14 protein-coding genes, 1 tRNA gene, 3 pseudogenes and 1 CRISPR repeat array are annotated in these 17,607 nt (G+C 37.8%); of the genes and pseudogenes, 4 read left to right on the top strand and 14 right to left on the bottom strand.

Features of this window, described 5'->3' with window-relative positions; all coding sequences use genetic code 11:
• Window positions 1–126: 126 nt before the first annotated feature.
• From FFM59_RS07040 to cas9, 8 genes and pseudogenes are all read right to left on the bottom strand, one after another.
• The gene (locus FFM59_RS07040; protein ID WP_137602337.1) at window positions 127–795 is read right to left on the bottom strand and encodes a type 1 glutamine amidotransferase; all 669 of its coding nucleotides are present in this window, start codon (window positions 793–795) and stop codon (window positions 127–129) included.
• A gap of 37 nt (window positions 796–832) precedes the next feature.
• Window positions 833–1,507 (bottom strand): hypothetical protein, encoded by a 675-nt coding sequence (locus FFM59_RS07045; protein WP_137602338.1) that lies wholly within the window; start codon window positions 1,505–1,507, stop codon window positions 833–835.
• 122 nt (window positions 1,508–1,629) lie between these two features.
• Window positions 1,630–1,881 (bottom strand): hypothetical protein, encoded by a 252-nt coding sequence (locus FFM59_RS07050; RefSeq protein WP_137602339.1) that lies wholly within the window; start codon window positions 1,879–1,881, stop codon window positions 1,630–1,632.
• Window positions 1,882–2,362: 481 nt separating this feature from the next.
• Window positions 2,363–3,493 (bottom strand): A/G-specific adenine glycosylase, encoded by a 1,131-nt coding sequence (gene mutY / locus FFM59_RS07055; protein ID WP_137602340.1) that lies wholly within the window; start codon window positions 3,491–3,493, stop codon window positions 2,363–2,365.
• Between the two features lie 219 nt (window positions 3,494–3,712).
• Window positions 3,713–4,210: a CRISPR direct-repeat array (repeat unit 36 nt; unit sequence GGATCGTAACTCATATTTTTACCAAGCTTCTAAAAC).
• A 27-nt stretch (window positions 4,211–4,237) separates the two neighbouring features.
• Window positions 4,238–4,912 (bottom strand): type II-A CRISPR-associated protein Csn2, encoded by a 675-nt coding sequence (gene csn2, locus FFM59_RS07060; RefSeq protein WP_137602341.1) that lies wholly within the window; start codon window positions 4,910–4,912, stop codon window positions 4,238–4,240.
• Window positions 4,909–5,214, bottom strand: coding sequence for a CRISPR-associated endonuclease Cas2 (gene cas2, locus FFM59_RS07065; RefSeq protein ID WP_225420325.1), 306 nt, complete (start codon window positions 5,212–5,214; stop codon window positions 4,909–4,911). Before cas2 ends, csn2 begins: the two co-directional genes overlap by 4 nt.
• Window positions 5,192–6,098 (bottom strand): annotated as a pseudogene (gene cas1 / locus FFM59_RS07070) (type II CRISPR-associated endonuclease Cas1). Before cas1 ends, cas2 begins: the two are co-directional and overlap by 23 nt.
• A gap of 219 nt (window positions 6,099–6,317) precedes the next feature.
• Complete coding sequence (gene cas9, locus FFM59_RS07075) at window positions 6,318–8,321, bottom strand: type II CRISPR RNA-guided endonuclease Cas9 (RefSeq protein ID WP_225420326.1); 2,004 nt, start codon at window positions 8,319–8,321, stop codon at window positions 6,318–6,320.
• A gap of 238 nt (window positions 8,322–8,559) precedes the next feature.
• On the opposite strand from cas9, the gene FFM59_RS10280 reads away from it, so the two are divergent.
• The 3 genes and pseudogenes from FFM59_RS10280 to FFM59_RS07085 form a co-directional block, all read left to right on the top strand.
• Window positions 8,560–9,375 carry a site-specific integrase gene (locus FFM59_RS10280; protein ID WP_263854042.1) on the top strand — a complete coding sequence of 272 codons (816 nt, stop codon included), beginning with the start codon at window positions 8,560–8,562 and terminating at the stop codon, window positions 9,373–9,375.
• Window positions 9,363–9,725 (top strand): tyrosine-type recombinase/integrase, encoded by a 363-nt coding sequence (locus FFM59_RS10285; RefSeq protein WP_263854043.1) that lies wholly within the window; start codon window positions 9,363–9,365, stop codon window positions 9,723–9,725. The genes FFM59_RS10280 and FFM59_RS10285 overlap by 13 nt, the downstream gene beginning before the upstream one ends.
• A gap of 102 nt (window positions 9,726–9,827) precedes the next feature.
• A pseudogene (locus tag FFM59_RS07085) lies at window positions 9,828–10,043 on the top strand (site-specific integrase); the annotation flags it as partial.
• A 124-nt stretch (window positions 10,044–10,167) separates the two neighbouring features.
• Here FFM59_RS07085 and FFM59_RS07090 read toward each other — a convergent pair.
• The 3 genes from FFM59_RS07090 to FFM59_RS07100 all read right to left on the bottom strand — a co-directional run bounded on the left by FFM59_RS07090 (window position 10,168) and on the right by FFM59_RS07100 (window position 14,447).
• Window positions 10,168–10,255: transfer RNA gene (locus FFM59_RS07090), tRNA-Ser, on the bottom strand.
• A 74-nt stretch (window positions 10,256–10,329) separates the two neighbouring features.
• Window positions 10,330–13,554 (bottom strand): SNF2-related protein, encoded by a 3,225-nt coding sequence (locus FFM59_RS07095; RefSeq protein WP_137602344.1) that lies wholly within the window; start codon window positions 13,552–13,554, stop codon window positions 10,330–10,332.
• 14 nt (window positions 13,555–13,568) lie between these two features.
• Window positions 13,569–14,447 carry a LysR family transcriptional regulator gene (locus FFM59_RS07100; protein WP_137602345.1) on the bottom strand — a complete coding sequence of 293 codons (879 nt, stop codon included), beginning with the start codon at window positions 14,445–14,447 and terminating at the stop codon, window positions 13,569–13,571.
• A 121-nt stretch (window positions 14,448–14,568) separates the two neighbouring features.
• Here FFM59_RS07100 and FFM59_RS07105 point away from each other — a divergent pair.
• Window positions 14,569–16,236, top strand: a pseudogene (locus tag FFM59_RS07105) (malolactic enzyme).
• A gap of 47 nt (window positions 16,237–16,283) precedes the next feature.
• Here the strand turns inward: FFM59_RS07105 and FFM59_RS07110 are convergent.
• From FFM59_RS07110 to FFM59_RS07120, 3 genes are read right to left on the bottom strand one after another with little or no spacing between them, the layout of a single operon-like run.
• Window positions 16,284–16,583, bottom strand: coding sequence for a carboxymuconolactone decarboxylase family protein (locus FFM59_RS07110; protein WP_137602346.1), 300 nt, complete (start codon window positions 16,581–16,583; stop codon window positions 16,284–16,286).
• Window positions 16,576–16,992, bottom strand: a complete 417-nt coding sequence (locus FFM59_RS07115) for a cupin domain-containing protein (protein WP_137602347.1) — start codon at window positions 16,990–16,992, stop codon at window positions 16,576–16,578. The genes FFM59_RS07110 and FFM59_RS07115 overlap by 8 nt, the downstream gene beginning before the upstream one ends.
• 14 nt (window positions 16,993–17,006) lie before the next feature.
• Window positions 17,007–17,519, bottom strand: a complete 513-nt coding sequence (locus FFM59_RS07120) for a flavodoxin (protein WP_137602348.1) — start codon at window positions 17,517–17,519, stop codon at window positions 17,007–17,009.
• Between the last annotated feature and the right edge of the window lie 88 nt (window positions 17,520–17,607).

Raw genomic sequence — 17,607 nt, forward strand, 5'->3', positions numbered from 1 at the left:
CATTTTTGTATAACCCATTTGCTCTCCACCCGCATAGCAGGTGGTTTTTTGTTTCGCACACTTGACGTGCTCAACCAGGTCTAAAGACGCAATAAAATGGTGATCTCCTGACTGGGATCATCATTTTTATTTTCCGGAAATATAATCTAAGATGCTATCCAATACTTTTTTATTTTGACTTGGTAATTCACGTGATAGCACGTCCGTCGCCGATTGTTTAAAAATCGAATCAGTTAAATACTCGGCATCATTCACGACCATTTCTCTCACATTGTCGATCGTTGGTTCAAAATGGAATTGTAATCCAACAATTCGATGATTCATCACAAATCCCTGGTTTTTAACCGCCTTACTAGAAAATAACAAAGTTGCCTCCTCAGGAATTTGAAATACTTCTTGATGCCAATGTAAAACTTCCAATTGAGCTGGAATGCCTGGAATTACGTCTGTTTGCTTGGTCACCGGTGCCCATCCAACTTCTTTAGCAGCACCAATGATAACCTGGTAACCCAAAGTTTTAGCTATTTGTTGTGCCCCAAAGCAAGCTCCAAAAATTGGTGTGTCATTATCAATCAATTGCTTAATGAGCTTTCTTTCAGTCTTAATCCAGTCTGTGTCGTCATTAACGCTCATTGGGCCACCCAACACGACCAACATGTCGGTTGATTCTGCGGTCGGAAAAATACCAAATTGATATGGATGATAAATGTACAATTCATATCCATGCTCATGTGCCCAAGCTTGAATATAACCTGGTCCTTCATTAGGCGTATGTTGTAAAACGTTAATTCTCATAATTCGTCTCCTTACCTCATTACATATTTGATTCAATTTATTGTTTGCGCTTTTGTTTGCGCGTCCGTCTTTTTTTCCGTGATTGAAACCAGTTTTTTTCTTGCTGAGCGCTTTTTGAAATTGCCCAGTGGCGACCAATACCATGAACCAATTGATTGACTAATTTTAAGATTACTAGTGCCGTAAAGTACCAGGCAATAATTAACAATATTCGGATAATGGAGTCTCTGCCTATATGTAAGCTTGGAATGAGATAAACTTTAATCACTGCAATCACGATTTTTACCATTACTATCCAAGCAAAAAAAGTCGGGACCCAATAATAATTTTCTATTTTAAGTGACCATTGACCAGTTTTTATTTTCCAATGCATAATATAATTGATAATAACGTTCACGATTACCCAAACAATAGACAATACAATAACGCTCACATAAAAAAGCATTGAAAAAGTGTTCAAATTAGAATCAACATATCCGTCTTCAACTAGTTTCAAATTGAATAGGCCAAGTAAACAATACAATAATACCAATAAAAAAAGCCAACCACAACAGATGATTAACAAAAGAACGCCAGCATTCATCCGATGCTTTTTTAGCTGCCATAATTCAATCAGATAAATTAAGATTGGAAAAAGTATTAATAATGTTATTAATATGGGTAGTGGCATTAACTTCATATATTCAAATATTTGAGATAATATTTTGCTCAATTTTTACACCTTGTTGTTTACCATATGTGACAGTAAAATCTTTTTTATTTGATTTAATGTATTTTCATCTAAGGATTTAATAGAAAACATTTCAAAAGTATTATTGTTGTTTTTTAATAATATTAATGTTGATACCTACTCCATTTTGCAAAATAACTATGGTCTGATCTTATACTTTCAATTCCATCTTCAGACAAACTAATTGTTCTAGGATTATCAATTTCATGATTCTGCTTACCTTGAAATTTAACAGTCAGTATAGCCCCAAAATTTATCATCACAAATAACAAGCCAAAAAAAATGCAATAAAAAATTACTGTTAAAATCTTGCCGCCACTTGACTGCTGATTGTCAGTTAATGCTTGTGCAATCATACTAAAGGCTAAGATTAATAAGATGGAGTCCTGTATTAACCTTCTCTTTTTCGATTTTCCATGCCTTAAACCAAACCGGACCCCAGTCAAAAATTCTTGTTTAGTTAATGTGGACTGAAATTTCATAATTTCTCCTGATGAACACCCTTAATCGATTATTTATTACCAAGTTTATACCATTCAACACAGGACAAGCTATTCAAAAAATGCTGATATTTTTGATAATATTTATAAAATCCCCAATAATCATCGATAAATTCAAAATTTATTCATCTTTTATGATTCACCACTAATGTTAGTCAGTTTTTGTAGCAAAAAAGTCCTAACAGATCAGGGCTTAAGTGGAAATATTAACTTTCAACCTTTAGTAAGAGCAACATAAAAACGCACTCGGATAGAGTGCGCCCGTTAATCCATGACATGGCGAATTGGTCAGGATTTATTCAATTTCATTCACTATAAATATCTACAGTGCAGTAGTCTACTTTCCCACACGTGCCCACATCTTTTCCTGCACTTTCGGCCAAGCAATTTGATCAAACTTCGTGACATTCAGCCATTCACCCGGAAAATAGCTTAAATCAGGGCGTTCATTCCAGATTACCTGTAGTAATGTGATTGTCCATTTTTGATGCGTAAACGTGTGCGTCACCGGTCGTCCTTGTACTGGTTTCAGGGAAACTTTGAACCCATATTTTGTCATTAAATACTGACGCAACAATTCTAGTATCTCCGAGTCCGTTGGCTCATTATCCTCAGAATCTGTATCCCCAGAATCCGTGGCCACCAATACGTCCGCTTGCTTAACCAGTGGAAACGTCCAAAAGTTAGCCAGTAATCCGTTACTCGGTCGTTTTTCCATCAAGTACTGATTAGCATCTGGCATAACTAAACCAAAGTACGCCACTGGCTTGGGCCGTGGCTTCTTCGTTTTAACCGGATATTGATCCTCAACACCATCCAAATATGCCTGATTAAACTGGCGCACGGGAGAGTGTTCCGAGTCCGGATTCTTGGCGCTCATATAGCTCGCACCGAGATCCATAATTGCCTGATTAAAGTCGCCCGGACGATCTGGTGAAATAATTCGCGCAATTACCTGTTCAAAAATCTGGCGTGTCTGGGGTTTGGCAATATCAGCGTCAATTTTTAACAGACGTGCAAATACGCGAAACGCGTTACCGTCGACTGCCGGCACAGGTTGATTGAACGCGATACTTGCAATTGCGCCGGCCGTATACGGTCCAATTCCTGCCAGTTCGCGTAACACGTCTGCCGTTTGCAGCCATTGTCCGTGATAATCGTCGACAATCTGTCGGGCCGCCTTCTGCAAATTGCGCGCTCGTGAATAGTACCCGAGCCCTTCCCACGCCTTCATTAATCGTGCTTCTGGTGCTGTCGCGAGCTCTTGTACCGTCGGAAACCACGTCATAAACCGTTCGTAGTACGGAATCACCGTATTCACCTGGGTCTGTTGCAACATAATTTCTGAAATCCAAACGTGGTACGGATCATGATCCTGCCGCCACGGTAAATCACGCCCATGAGTATCGTACCAATCAAGCAGTGTTTGCCGAAACGCATCAATCGTATCTTGTGACCATTCAATCATCAGTAATTTTCTCCGTTCGTTAAGTTCACTGCTGTTATTGGTCTCATAGTGTCTGATCGTGCGCAAATGATTCGCAACATGCCAAGTTTGTTATATCTGACTCAAGATATAATTCGGCATCTTAGGTAAAAGAACATCGGTGATTAGAGCAATGAGATTGTACTTATATTTTCGCCAAGCTTCTAAAACGTTGATTTAGCTTTGTTGCTCAAATATGCTGGATCGTAACTCATATTTTTACCAAGCTTCTAAAACGGGCACAATCATGACAATTGTGGCTTTGCAGGATCGTAACTCATATTTTTACCAAGCTTCTAAAACGGTATTCGTCTAACATCTTAATATTCCTCCGGATCGTAACTCATATTTTTACCAAGCTTCTAAAACCAGTTTGATCTGCATTTTCAGCAGTCACTAGGATCGTAACTCATATTTTTACCAAGCTTCTAAAACCCGCCATTAGTTCAACCGTGTCGTTTAAGAGGATCGTAACTCATATTTTTACCAAGCTTCTAAAACTGAAGGCTCAAATGAATTAACCGATCAACAGGATCGTAACTCATATTTTTACCAAGCTTCTAAAACTAAATGTCTTCTTCTATAGACTCTGTGATTGGATCGTAACTCATATTTTTACCAAGCTTCTAAAACCACGATACAGCAACTCCAAACGCACCGGCAGGATCGTAACTCATATTTTTACCAAGCTTCTAAAACCGTTATTTTATAATCAATCTATAATGATCATTCATAGTGCCATTCAACATAATCATTATCAACGTAGTAATACCGGCATCCTTCAAACATTTTATATCGATTAATCTCCGAGAACTTAATGAGAATAATTTTAATATTTAACATTTGAATCAATCTATTTAACTCGCTAAACTCGTCACGCGTTAAATAGTCAGAAACATTCATGAGTCCTAAAATCCGAGATTCATTTAACTCTACAGAAGTTTTTAGAAGTGTCTCAATTATATCATATGGACGGTTAACTACAGTCGGTATAAATCTTAAATCACAAAATTTAAAAACTTTTTCTAATTCCGTTTGTTCTTCAATTTGTAATGGTAAATCTAGTGAGTACGACGCGCATAACACCGCCAATTTAAGCTGTTGGCTTAATTCAAAAATTTGCTGTTGTTGCTCGGGAGTTACTACCTCTTTAAAATGCTTGTAAAGTCGGTTAGTAAACAATTTATCTAAATCATTCTGAATAAAAGCATCCCCAAACCAATGAATTGCTTTGCTTGTTTCAACCAGCTTAAACTCATCATCACTAAAATGGACATCATCTTGAAGATCCTTAAAATTTAATATCAACGTTTGATAAAACTCATGATTATTCGTCTCAATTACTGTTAACTTTCCCTCATTAATTTCAAACGGTTTGAATGGATAGTAAGTCATTCTCATAAAATCACCGTCCGGTTAGAGGTGTTTCGTACATCTTTTTTTGGTTCACCAGCAATAAAATGCATGTCATTATACTGTTTCTCCGTCACCATCATAGATTGGACAACACCATCCGCCGGTGCAAAATCAGAAATTCGACGTTCCATAAAAGTTGCCGATTGTTTTGTGACGCATACACGCACATAAATCGAGTACTGAATCATAAGAAATCCTTCATTTATTAATGCCTTGCGAAATCGACGATAATTGCGTCGCTGCTCGCTTGTTTCAACAGGTAAATCAAACATGACCATTAATCGCATTATTCGGTACCTCATCAGTTAATTCCACCTTTATTGTAACTTCATCACGTTTTTCACTAAGAAAATTAACACAATTTGCTACATGCTTAGTCAACGCATTTCGTAAAATCGTTTTTTCATCATTGTATTTAAATTCGAAATTTAGTAAATCCACCAATCCATATTTAACATCCGGCGTTAATTCATTAAATTTCTGGTGTGCAACCCAAAAATCAATAATTGGTCGGAATGGCTCCATCAAATCCGATCCCAAATTAAAATCGTTACCCTCGCTATGATGATGAATTCCAAACTGAGTGAGATATCCATTGGCGGCAATCTCACGATCAATTGCAGACAGTAGGATCGAATAACCATAGTTTAATGCGGCATTAATTGGGTCAAATTGATGCCGAACAAAATCATTGTCAAACACCATCGTAAAATATTTATGTGCGACTACTGCTTCTCGGTTAGTAATATCACCAATTTCCAGTTTCTCAAGCTCATCTTTTAGTGCAAAACATTCAATGCCCATCAACTGGCAAACTTGAATTTGCATTTGAATTTTTTGATAAATTAGCTTAGTCCATAATATTTTTTTCTTACCATCATTCCAGTCAATCTGTGTTTGAACCAAATTTGCATCTCGGTTACCAGAATAATACCCAACTGTTTCACAGATTGGTTGCCCGTCACGGCCCAAAAAAAATCACTTTCGCACCACTACTCGTTAAGGCTGCAATGGCTGCAGTCGTCACAACCGCACTTAACGTCGTAATCAGTACAATTTGAATATCGCTAATCGGGATTTGACTCGTTCCATCCCTTGTTTGCACCACCAATTGTCGACTTGAGTAAGAAATTTTTGCGTGCTGTGTAATAATTACGCTGCGCCATCCCACTTTTTCCAACCTCCTTGTAATCGTTTCAATTTATGCTATAATCTATTTGTCGGATTAACTCACCGACGGATCGTACTTATATTTTTACCAAGCTTAAGTTAAAATCAAACAAGGCTTCGGCCAAGTTTTATCATCTTAATTGAAGCCCTTATGGGCATTACATAAAAAGAGCAATTGATCCCTACGATCAATTGCTCTTTTACTATATCCCTGAAACCGTTATGCCAGCGGCTTTAAATCTTTAAGTGCTACTATTTTTTCATACAGCCCTGTCGGTGACTGATAAATCAGCTTAGCATCGCTTGTCAAAGTTATGCCTCTCCCTTGTTGCATAAACCCAAATGGCGTTGATATCCCTAACACCTTTAGATCTGAGACAGAGGCATTGGCATGCAATCCTATCAAGATCCGATCTATAACTGAATGTTTACCAATTTGCAGAATCTTACCACTCTCATACTGTGTATTATTGGGTAAACTGTCAAAGATGCTTTCGCCTTCAGTCAACTTAGCGATGAATTTATTTATTTTATACATTGGAAAATATGAATGTACACTCTTTAAAATTTCTGAATATACTGCGTCAAGCTGTTCACCTTGATTAATAGCTCTAATCATATTCTTCGATAAATACAATTCACGCGCATTATGACGATACGTTGCGGTGCCAAGCATAAACGGTTGACCTTCATCAACTACAAGCTGTCGGTAAGAAATTTTTGGTGCGATAATTTCAAATGGTTCAACTTTGCTTACTACTTCACCTGTTTTTTTATTTATCTTTTGACTAGTAAATTGGCGCTTCATGTATTCCAGAAGTTTGTCTAATTTTATTTCTTTACCATTCGAAATCTTATCCGCAATTCGTGTAGGTATTCCAAATACTTTATAGTAAAATTCGTCTTTCTTTTTCAGACGCACAATTGTCATGAATGCACTAGTTGCTCCGGTATAGCCACCATACAATTCAGTTGGCATATTTTTCTTTTTCGGTATTAACTGCTTTGATCCGCGACCACTACCCTTGTCATCGGTAGCCTTATACAGAGTCCGTTCATACAGCGCACCATGATTTTCAAACACTTCATGAGTTACAGTAACCTTCTTAAAATCATAAATATGATCGAGTCGATCCCATAACTCCTGATACGCATCCGAACGCTGCATTTTTTTATCATTGTGTTTAGGATCAACCCATCCCAAATCATGTAAAAAGTTAAACGATCCAAGATTGGGCAATTCTCCCTTGAAAAATTCACCGTACGTAAACAGCTTACTAAGCTTGGGATAATGTTCGAGGAGATGCAAGCCAACGACCGTTGTTAAGTAGGCATCGAATGCATGATGATAGTTGTTTACATTTCGATTTTTGGAAAAATCAAAATCTTCACGCATCTGGTGGGTTAAGTTGGCCTTAACAGAAATAATCTTAGTGTCATCATTCTGATATTCATCAGCGAGAATATTAGCCACAAACTTAATTACCTGACGTGTCTCAACTAACTGACGCCGAACAAAACTAGTCTTTTGGTACTTATTCACTTTATCATGAGTCAAAGTAAGATTATTAAACTTACGCTTGGTCATCATCCCCGCGTCCAACTGACGTTTCCATAACGACCGCATCTTATTAACCAATGTCTCACCAGGTAAATTATCCGCCTTCTCTCGGTTAGAAGTTTGATTAACCAGTACCCGGTTATCAAGCGAATCATCCTTAATAAAGGACTGTGGCAAAATATGGTCGATGTCATAACTTGAGATATCATCAATACTGATTGACTCGCCAGTATACAGATCTCGCCCACCTTGTGCGAAGTACAGATAATACCGATCCCGCGCCATTGAATACTGCTCACTATTCAACTGAGATCTGATTGCGGAACTTGCCAGCAGTTCATCACTCAATCCTTGATAGACCTGTTTTAAGTGATTTGCACGACTAGTTGTACGACGTGGATCAGCTTCATCTTCACGTGCAAATTCGATAAATACCTTATCTGGTGCCTGGCCCCCCATTGCTTTTTGAATATCCTTAACAACCAACAGTACCTGGCGTAGGGCTTTTTTATTTTGTGGTGATGTGTACAAATCATTAATTACCGTCGACAAATCCTGCTGCTTAAGCAACTGTTGATTTTCCGTCACAATTTGTTGACTATAGGCAGTTTGATTGACCAATTCCATAAAATTCTTGTCTGATTTCCACCTTGATAGATTCAATATATTAAATGCTGTCTGGGGATGCCTACCGGCTCGTTATTGCTCTACAGCCGTACGTAAAAGTACTCTTGCAATCTAAGTAGTTGATGTAACCAATATTAAAGAATCGCCTGTTTTGTTATTTACAATCATGCTAAATAGTTCAAACATGCAAATTAATGTCGTTTTTATCAAGTTCAATTAATCCAATACATATCCATGCCCCGCCACAGTACTGAATATGAAAGGATAATAGATTATGACAGTTATTAAGCAGTACGAACTTAAAAACGGCACTAAAAAATGGATGTTTAAGACGTATCTGGGTGTGAACCCAAAAACAGGCCGTGATGTAAATACTACACGCCGCGGCTTTGATACAAAAAAAGAAGCTCAACTCACAGTAACGCGGTTGAAAGCTTCGTTTGATGATGGCACGTATTTTAAAGATGAACCCACTACCAGGGATATTAAGACGTTTAAAGACGTCTTCGACTTATGGAAAGAGAACTACGAGCTCACTGTAAAGGAAAGCACCTACTGTAAAGCTATTAGCCAGTATGAAGTGCATACCATACCTATTTTTGGTAGTAAGCGTATGGATGAAATTACGATTGCTGATATTCAGCACTTCGCTAACAATAACGTTAAGAAGTTCGTTAAGTATCGGGATTTTGTCACAGATGTTTCACGAATATTTGAGTATGCGATTAATCTGGGATTAATTAAGGATAATCCAGCTACCCATATCACTATCCCAAAGCGTAAAGAATCCCTCGATGAACCAAAACGCCAGAACTACTACACTAAAGACGAACTCAAACAGTTCCTTGAGTTGACTAAAGAGCAACAGACACAAAAAGCATACACATTCATGAAACTGTTCTCTGCTTCCGGATGCCGTCAAGGTGAACTGCTGGGGCTTGAATGGCAACATGTGGACTTTGAGAACAATTCTATTAGTATCGTCCAGACATTGGCTATGGGTAAAGAACGGCGCTATACCTTGAACAACCAAAAACAAAGCATTCAAAGCGTACTATTAGCATTGATCTTGAAACTATGGCCGTACTGAAACGGTGGAAAGTTCAGCAAAGTAAAGACATGCTCAAACTAGGATATAGCACGCTTAAAAAGCATCAACTTGTATTCAGTAACGAACACAACGAATTTTTACAGCTAACCGTTCCTCGTAAATGGTTGATGAAAACCATCACTGATAACCAGCTACGAGTAATCACCATTCACGGACTACGCCATACACACGCTACTCTATTACTTGAAGCTGGGGTTAGTCCTAAAATTATCAGTGAGCGGCTCGGACACGCCAGCATACAGATCACATTAGATTTATATTCACATGTCACTGATAAGATGGAAAAAACGGCGTCTGAAATATTCGCTAAGGCCATGAATTCGGACTAAACCGAGTCAAAGCCGAGTCAAAGACCAAAAGAAAAACGCCTCGCATACTGACAACCCTTTAAGTATAAGTACATGAGACGTTTATTATCAAATCAATTAAGGAGACACACGCATGTGGCTTATCTGCTCTCACAAGGCATTGACATCTATGCTATTGCAAAGAGATTGGGTCATTCAGATGTTTCTATCACAACACGAACTTATTCATATATGATTGACGAATATAAAGCCGCGACTGATAATTTGATTGTAAATGCAATAGATGATTTATACACTAAAAAAAGCAAATATACAAATTCCAAAAAGGCTAATGCGTAACAAATGCGTACCAAAATTTACTATTCTTATTCTTTCTTATACTTTTTAAAAATAAAAAAGCACCCTCAACCATTGGTATGAAGGTGTTTTTAATTTTCTTAAAATAATCTACTTACTTTAAGTAAGGAGAGTACAGGATTTGAACCTGCGCGCCGGTATGAACCGGTTCGACGGATTTCGAGTCCGTTGCATTACCACTCTGCCAACTCTCCAAATGCGGTACCAAATAAGTATACCAACATATTGACAGTGAGTAAATATCCAAATCTAAAAAATTGTAGCGTAACTATTCAATTCCTAGGATTTCTTTGACCTCTGCTTCAGACAAGGAAGCCTTATTTTCAGTTCCACTCAAAACTTGATCCACAAAGTTGCGTTTCTTTTCTTGCAGTTTGAAAATTTGTTCTTCAATCGTCCCCTTGGTGATTAGTCTAAAGACATCCACATTGTTTTTCTGGCCAATTCGATGTGCTCGCGCAGTTGCTTGATCCTCAACCGCTGGATTCCACCATAAATCAACCAGAATAACCATATCAGCACGCGTCAGATTCAATCCGGTCCCACCAGCTTTGAGCGAAATCAAAAAGATACTCTTTTCGCCATCATTAAATTGATTGACCATTTCTAACCGTTCTTTGGGTTTAGTATCACCCTTTAATAAATAAGAATCTAAGCCTAGTTCATTCAATTCAGTTTTAATTTCATCAAGCATGGTTGTAAATTGAGAAAAAATAAGCACATGTCGGTCATTGTCCTTGGCCTGTTGTAAAATTTCCTTCAATTGATTGATTTTGCCAGAATCACTATTGTATTCGTCCAAATAAAGTGCTGGTGTATCACAAATTTGTCGTAATCTCGTTAAGCCAGCTAAAATTTCAATTTTGTTTTTGACAAATGCATCTCCAGACATGCCCTTCACTTTGACCTGCATTTGCTTGAGCTGAGCTAAATAAACTGCTTTTTGCTCTTTAGTTAACTCATTATATAGGTTCGACTCCACTTTTTCTGGTAACTCTGTCAGCACTTTCTTTTTTTCTCGTCGCATAATAAATGGCGTGACTCGAAGTGCAACTTCGGCCGGTGCCAAATGCTTAAAGGCTTTTTTACTTGGTAAAAGTCCTGGCATGACTACTTCAAAAATCGCCCATAATTCTTCAATTCGATTTTCGATTGGCGTACCCGAAAGAGCAAATGCATTCCGTGGTGTCAATTTACGCAAAGCTTGATTAGTTTTTGAGGTTGAATTCTTGATAAATTGCGCTTCATCTAACACCAAATATTCCAAATTAAGTTGCTGATATTCGGCAATGTCAGCACGGGCGCTGTTGTAACTAGTAATTAATACTTCACTATTACTTTCATTGATAATTTTGCGCCGTTCTAATTTGGAGCCATCAACCACACTCACAGACATACTTGGTGCAAATTTTTCAAATTCGGCTTGCCAGTTATAGGTTAATGATGCTGGCGCCACAATTAAATTCACCCGTTCCGAAACCAAATTATTCAACAAAAAGGCAATCATCTGGACGGTTTTCCCCAGTCCCATTTCATCAGCTAAAATACCACCGAAATGGTATTCATTTAACATTTCAAGCCATTGAATACCGTCTTTTTGATATTGGCGCAAATCTGCCTGGACCTTTGCTTTAATCGGATAATCAAACTGATCAGGATGAGCTAAGTCTTGCGCCAGATGTTTAAACTTTTCATCAAAGTCAGCAGTATCATCTAACATCGCTTGAACGCTTAGCGCTTGTGCTGCGGCAATTTTGATTTCACCGTGCTCGAATTTATCATGACCAGCTCTTAATTGAGTTAAAACTGCAGTAATTTTACGCAGTGAATCATCCACTAACATGATTGAGCCATCTTGACGTTGAACAAATGGTTTTTGATTATGCTCTAATTGATCTAACATCGCATCGACATCATTTTCATTGATGCCGTCAATTGTAAATCGAACTGATAACAACCCATCATTTTCCGAAACGTTAATATTGGGATTAGCCAAATTCATTTCTGACAACATTTTGTCTAGCCGATTGCTTAATTCAACCACTCCATTTTCACGTAAATTAGGTAATTGCCGAGTAACAAAATCATACATTTGATCCCCGCTCATCACGTTCAAACTATAATTGTCATCGTCACCAACAAAGTTCAAGCGAGCTAGATACTGCCGCGCCATCCCCTCCTTGATATCATCTCGGTGAATTGTGGTTGTGTCCTCTGCTGACTGATAATTAAATTCCAAGCCCAGTTGAATAAAATTATTATCGATATCCAAATTAAACTGTGGTTTCATTGGGCTAATTGTCAATTCGTCTGGCACAATAACTGTGCCGACCTGCTGAAAATACTTAATAAAATCAATTAATGCCCGTTCACTACCAATTGGAAAATATAAACTCGCGTCGACTTCCATTGGTACCCCAATTCCGCCGAATTGATGGTGCGTATTTTGTCGGTAGCGGAACAAAATGTCTTTAATTTTGGAAGCCGTTTGATGGTCAGTATAATAAATCACATCATCCATCAATAAAGCATTATCGTCTTCTAACTCTAAATCAAACTGTGCATCAATCTTTAAATCATATCCATCTTTATCATTGGTCACATTAGCACTAAATAAGCCACTATTTACGTCGTAAGGCAGATATTGAACAGCATCATATTCACTTTCATTGATTGAAAGAAACAAAAAATAATCCACCTGTTGTGCGACATTAATGGTGGCTTCAAGATTTTCAGGTGTAATTAAATAGTATTGATTTTTGTCAAACTGACTAGATTCAAAATTTTGATCTCGCTGATGTGCTGACAAAAAGATTAAAAATGCTTTATCTACATCATTAAAATTACTTTGATTTAACGAAAACCGTTTTTTCCCACCAGTTTGATAGATAGCTTGCTGATTGAAATCATCTAAAAAACTGTCGACGTTCTTAATCGCATAAAATTTTTGATCATTACGACTGCCTATTCTTAACTTAATAAACAATCGTCCGACATCGAGTTCGTAATCATCGTGACTAATGCCGCCTAAGGCTAAAGTCACTTCCAACATCAGTGGCTCGTCACTTTCATCCACATTTGGTAATTTAAAAGCATCTTGTTCTGTATACTTGATATCTGATAAGAAAGATAAACCATTAGAGTGCTTAGTTTCTGGAACCCAATCAATTGCATTCTTGTTTTGCACGATATCACGCAGGACATTTTTAGGTTCACCTTCAAATAAATGTTCAATTGGATTTCCATATTTAGCCAAAAATTCAATCACTGCTGCAATATGTTTGCAGTAACCGTGTTCTGCGAAATATGGGCACGAACAAAAGTCTTTTTGCACCTCATTTTCATTAATCGTGACTTCATAGCGATATGTACCGATGACTGTAGCACGCACCAAATTATTCGAATAATCGATTTCATCAATATCAACATCCCCATTATTAACAATTTGTTTACCGCGCTTCCAAAATACATCTGGAATACTTCTATCTTTCATTTTCAATCCTCATCTTATTTGGTTTGTACTAATACATTTTTTAATTTGAGTAAATCATTTTCTAACACTTGGTTTTTGCGATTAAAGACCGAAATAATAAATTCCGGCTGATTCTTGTCTGTTAACGGAATTGTCACTAAATCATCTTCGGGCGTAACTGCAATTTCAGTCAAAAAGCCAATTCCAACCCGTTCTTTAATCATCTTTTTAAGCATGGCTACATCTGAGATTCGATACAGTACCTCTGGTTGCATTTGAGCATTTTTAACAAACCAATCAAAAGCTTGAACAATCACAAATCCTTCCGCCAACGAAACAAACGAATATTTTTTTAAATCCGCAAAGGCTACTTCAGGTAATTGGGCTAGCGGGTGTTGTTTATCAACAACAATCGTAAATGGAACACTCATGATTTGAGTAATGTCCATATCCTCAGCAATTTTAGGTCCTGTCGATCCGAGCAATGCAATATCTAAATCTCCCGAACGCATCTGATAAAACAAATCATCAGAGCCACCTTCTTTAGTATCGACAACGTCCATTAAATTTTGTTTAACCAGCTCGCTGGCAATTTTTGGAAAATAATAACTACCAATAATTGGTGGCATGCCTAATTTCAATTTATGTTGGCGTACCCTAGCTAACTCAGTTCGTGCTAGTTCTAATTGCCCAGTAATAATTTTTGAACGATCAAATAGCTGATTCCCCGCCTCCGTCACAGACAACTGGCCATGGCTTTGATCGCGATTAATTAACTGAATCGAAAAATAATCCTCCAACCGTTTCAATGAAAAGGTAATGGTTGGCTGAGTCACAGCAAAAAACTTGGCAACTTGAGAAAAATTTTTTAATTCAACTAATTTGTTAAAGTATTCTAAATCTCGCGTGTTCATGTAAGCGTTCTCCCGTCTAGTCATATAAATATATTTTATCATACTTTAGTGGTTTGACTATAAGTTTTTCAGCGTTTTATACTGCTTGCGTAAATTAAATAAGACATCGGAGGAACTATTCATGAAATACACACCACAACAATTAATTAATAACCCATTTTTAAACAAAGGCACTGCCTTTACAAAAGAAGAACGTCAAAAATATAACTTAAATGGTATCTTGCCTCCAGCCATTCAAACTTTAGACCAACAGGTTTCTCAAGCTTATGCGCAACTATCATCGAAAGCAACTGATTTGGACAAGCGGATGTTCTTAATGAACCTATTTAATGAAAACCATGTTTTATACTACAAATTATTCTCTGAACATATCTATGAATTTATGCCAATTGTTTATGATCCAACAATTGCTGATACGATTGAAAATTACAGTGCCTTATATACCAATCCCCAAAATGCGACTTACTTAACAATTGATGACCAATAAAATATGGAATCTGCTATTAAGGCCAGTGCCAATGGTCGCGATATTCGCCTGATTGTAGTCACCGATGCTGAAGGAATTCTTGGAATTGGCGATTGGGGTACTCAAGGAGTTGATATCGCCGTCGGTAAACTAATGGTATACACTGCCGCAGCCGGAATTGATCCTAGCCAAGTACTTCCCGTTGTTTTAGACGCTGGAACGACTAACCAAGCACTCTTAGATGACGATCTTTATTTAGGTTTAAAGAAACAACGCGTTTACGGTCAAACTTATCACGCATTCGTCGACAAATTTGTTGATACAGTCGAAAACCTATTCCCTAAACTTTACTTGCATTTTGAAGACTTTGGTCGTAGTAATGCAGCCGATATTTTAAATCAATATAAAGACAAAATCACTACATTTAATGATGACGTTCAAGGCACTGGAATCATTGTTTTATCCAGTGTCCTTGGTGCTTTAAATATTTCGAAACAAAAAATGACTGATTAAATTTATTTAAGTTTTGGTGCTGGAACAGCTGGCGCTGGTATCGCCCAACGCGTTTATGATGAATTCCTCCAACAAGGTATGGACGCTGACGAAACTCGTCAACATTTCTACATGTTTGATAAACAAGGATTGTTATTTGACGACATGGACGACTTAACGCCTGAACAAAAACCATTCGCTCGTCGCCGCGATGAATTTGATAATCCTGAAGAATTAACAACCCTAGCCGCAGCTGTAAAAGCTATCCATCCAACAGTCCTTGTTGGGACTTCAACCCAACCCGGTACTTTTACCAAAGAAATCGTGGAAGAAATGAGTGCTCATACTGAACGTCCAATTATTTTGCCACTGTCGAACCCTACCAAATTAGCCGAAGCTAGTGCTGCTGATTTAATTAAATGGTCAGACGGTAAAGCACTCATTGCCACTGGAATCTCTAGTGAACCGGTTGAATACAATGGTGTTTCTTACGATATTGGCCAAGCAAACAATGCCTTAGTCTACCCCGGATTAGGACTTGGTACGATTGCCGCTACCGCCAAATTACTGACCGATGATATGATTTCTGCCGCAGCTCATAGTCTTGGTGGAATTGTCGATTCTTCAAAGCCCGGCGCTGCAGTGCTCCCTCCAGTTTCCAAGTTGGACGAATTTAGTCAAACCGTTGCCATTGCAGTGGCCAAACAAGCCGGTGATGATGGTTTAAACGAAGAATCAATTAACAATGTTGCTCAAGCTGTTGCTGATATGAAATGGACCCCAGAATATCGCGATTTACCTGATGACATTGAAATTGAAACGGAGGCATAGTTGTGACCGCCCTATCTACTTCCATTCAAAGCATCTTAACCATTGTTTTAATCATCACCCTTGGTTATATCCTCAGAAAAAAAGGGTGGTTTGATGACAACTTTGGTAATTAACTCGACCATTTCATTTTTTGTGACTCCGTTTTGTTTCGCAATGTTCATATGTGCTTCAAGTTGAGGTACTCCTTGTGTCAATAAACTAGAAACAGTAATTAAACTACGATCATGAGCTGGCATTTGATCTTCTCGTGACCAAACTTCATCAAACAAAACATCATCATTTAGTTCTGCAAATTTAGGGGCAAATTCACCTAAGTTATCGCGTCCTGCAGTTTGTTTTTTAGCCATTATTTTCAACCTCCGCATATTGTTCATCAGAAACAGGTTCTAGCCATTCTGGTGTTCCCGCAGTAATTCCGATGTGTGAGAACCAACTATCTTTTTTTGCACCATGCCAATGTTTGACACCATCATGGGTCACAATTACATCACCGGGTTTTAATGATTGGGCTGGTTTTCCTTCTTCTTGATACCAACCTTCACCACCTGTGACTAACAAAATTTGATATCCGTTGTGATGAATATGCCAGTTATTGCGTGTTCCTGGTTCAAAAGTAACATTACCAATACCAAAATCGATTGCCGGATCAGCCATTAAATTTTGTAGATAACTTTGCCCCGTAAAATATTGGGCATATGCATCGTTCTTTGGTCCCATTTCAAAAATTCCATTTTTTACTTGTTCATTTTTTGCCATACTTATTTCCTCCATTAATTTAAATTCATATTTTCCAACCAATTTTTAATCGAGCTTTCAGACTTATATGCTCGTGTACCGCGAACAGGTAAACCTTTCATGATGAGACTGTCTGGTGTCAACTGTTTCAGATCATCCAAGCTTTTGCCGAATTGACTACCTTCATGCGTTACAAACGGATAAATTTTTTTACCACCCAAATCATATTTGGTCAAAAAAGTCTTCACTGCTTGTGGCATCGTACCCCACCAATTCGGAAACCCTAGAATAATTAAATTATCGGTTATATCAAAATCAACCGGAGCAATCGGTACTTGTGTCCCATTCAAATATTCCTCATGTGATCTTGCTTTCGTTTCAAAATAATCCACTGGGTATGCTTGGAGTGGTTTTATTTCGATTGGCTTAACATTTAAAGTTAATCCAATTTTTTGAGCAACCACCTCAGTATTTCCAACATTAATATATTGGCATCGACCATCTTGCTTATTTTTACCTCGCCTAGAAAAATAAATGACTGCCACCATAGAAATCACCTCCAATCGAGTAGGAGGCAGTTGATTAGTTCAGCTACCGACCTCTCACACCACCGTACGTACGGTTCCGTATACGGCG

It is taken from the genome of Paucilactobacillus nenjiangensis (assembly GCF_005405445.1).
GTDB lineage: Bacteria > Bacillota > Bacilli > Lactobacillales > Lactobacillaceae > Paucilactobacillus > Paucilactobacillus nenjiangensis.

Bases quoted from the DNA above. Each gene is read 5' to 3' on its own strand.
- FFM59_RS07050 (WP_137602339.1), bottom strand. From the start codon at position 1,881: ATGATTGCACAAGCATTAACTGACAATCAGCAGTCAAGTGGCGGCAAG.
- FFM59_RS07100 (WP_137602345.1), bottom strand. From the start codon at position 14,447: ATGAACACGCGAGATTTAGAATACTTTAACAAATTAGTTGAATTAAAA.
- FFM59_RS07095 (WP_137602344.1), bottom strand. From the start codon at position 13,554: ATGAAAGATAGAAGTATTCCAGATGTATTTTGGAAGCGCGGTAAACAA.
- FFM59_RS07115 (WP_137602347.1), bottom strand. From the start codon at position 16,992: ATGGCAAAAAATGAACAAGTAAAAAATGGAATTTTTGAAATGGGACCA.
- FFM59_RS10285 (WP_263854043.1), top strand. From the start codon at position 9,363: ATGGCCGTACTGAAACGGTGGAAAGTTCAGCAAAGTAAAGACATGCTC.
- FFM59_RS10280 (WP_263854042.1), top strand. From the start codon at position 8,560: ATGACAGTTATTAAGCAGTACGAACTTAAAAACGGCACTAAAAAATGG.
- cas2 (WP_225420325.1), bottom strand. From the start codon at position 5,214: ATGCGATTAATGGTCATGTTTGATTTACCTGTTGAAACAAGCGAGCAG.
- mutY (WP_137602340.1), bottom strand. From the start codon at position 3,493: ATGATTGAATGGTCACAAGATACGATTGATGCGTTTCGGCAAACACTG.
- csn2 (WP_137602341.1), bottom strand. From the start codon at position 4,912: ATGAGAATGACTTACTATCCATTCAAACCGTTTGAAATTAATGAGGGA.
- FFM59_RS07120 (WP_137602348.1), bottom strand. From the start codon at position 17,519: ATGGTGGCAGTCATTTATTTTTCTAGGCGAGGTAAAAATAAGCAAGAT.
- FFM59_RS07110 (WP_137602346.1), bottom strand. From the start codon at position 16,583: ATGGCTAAAAAACAAACTGCAGGACGCGATAACTTAGGTGAATTTGCC.
- FFM59_RS07040 (WP_137602337.1), bottom strand. From the start codon at position 795: ATGAGAATTAACGTTTTACAACATACGCCTAATGAAGGACCAGGTTAT.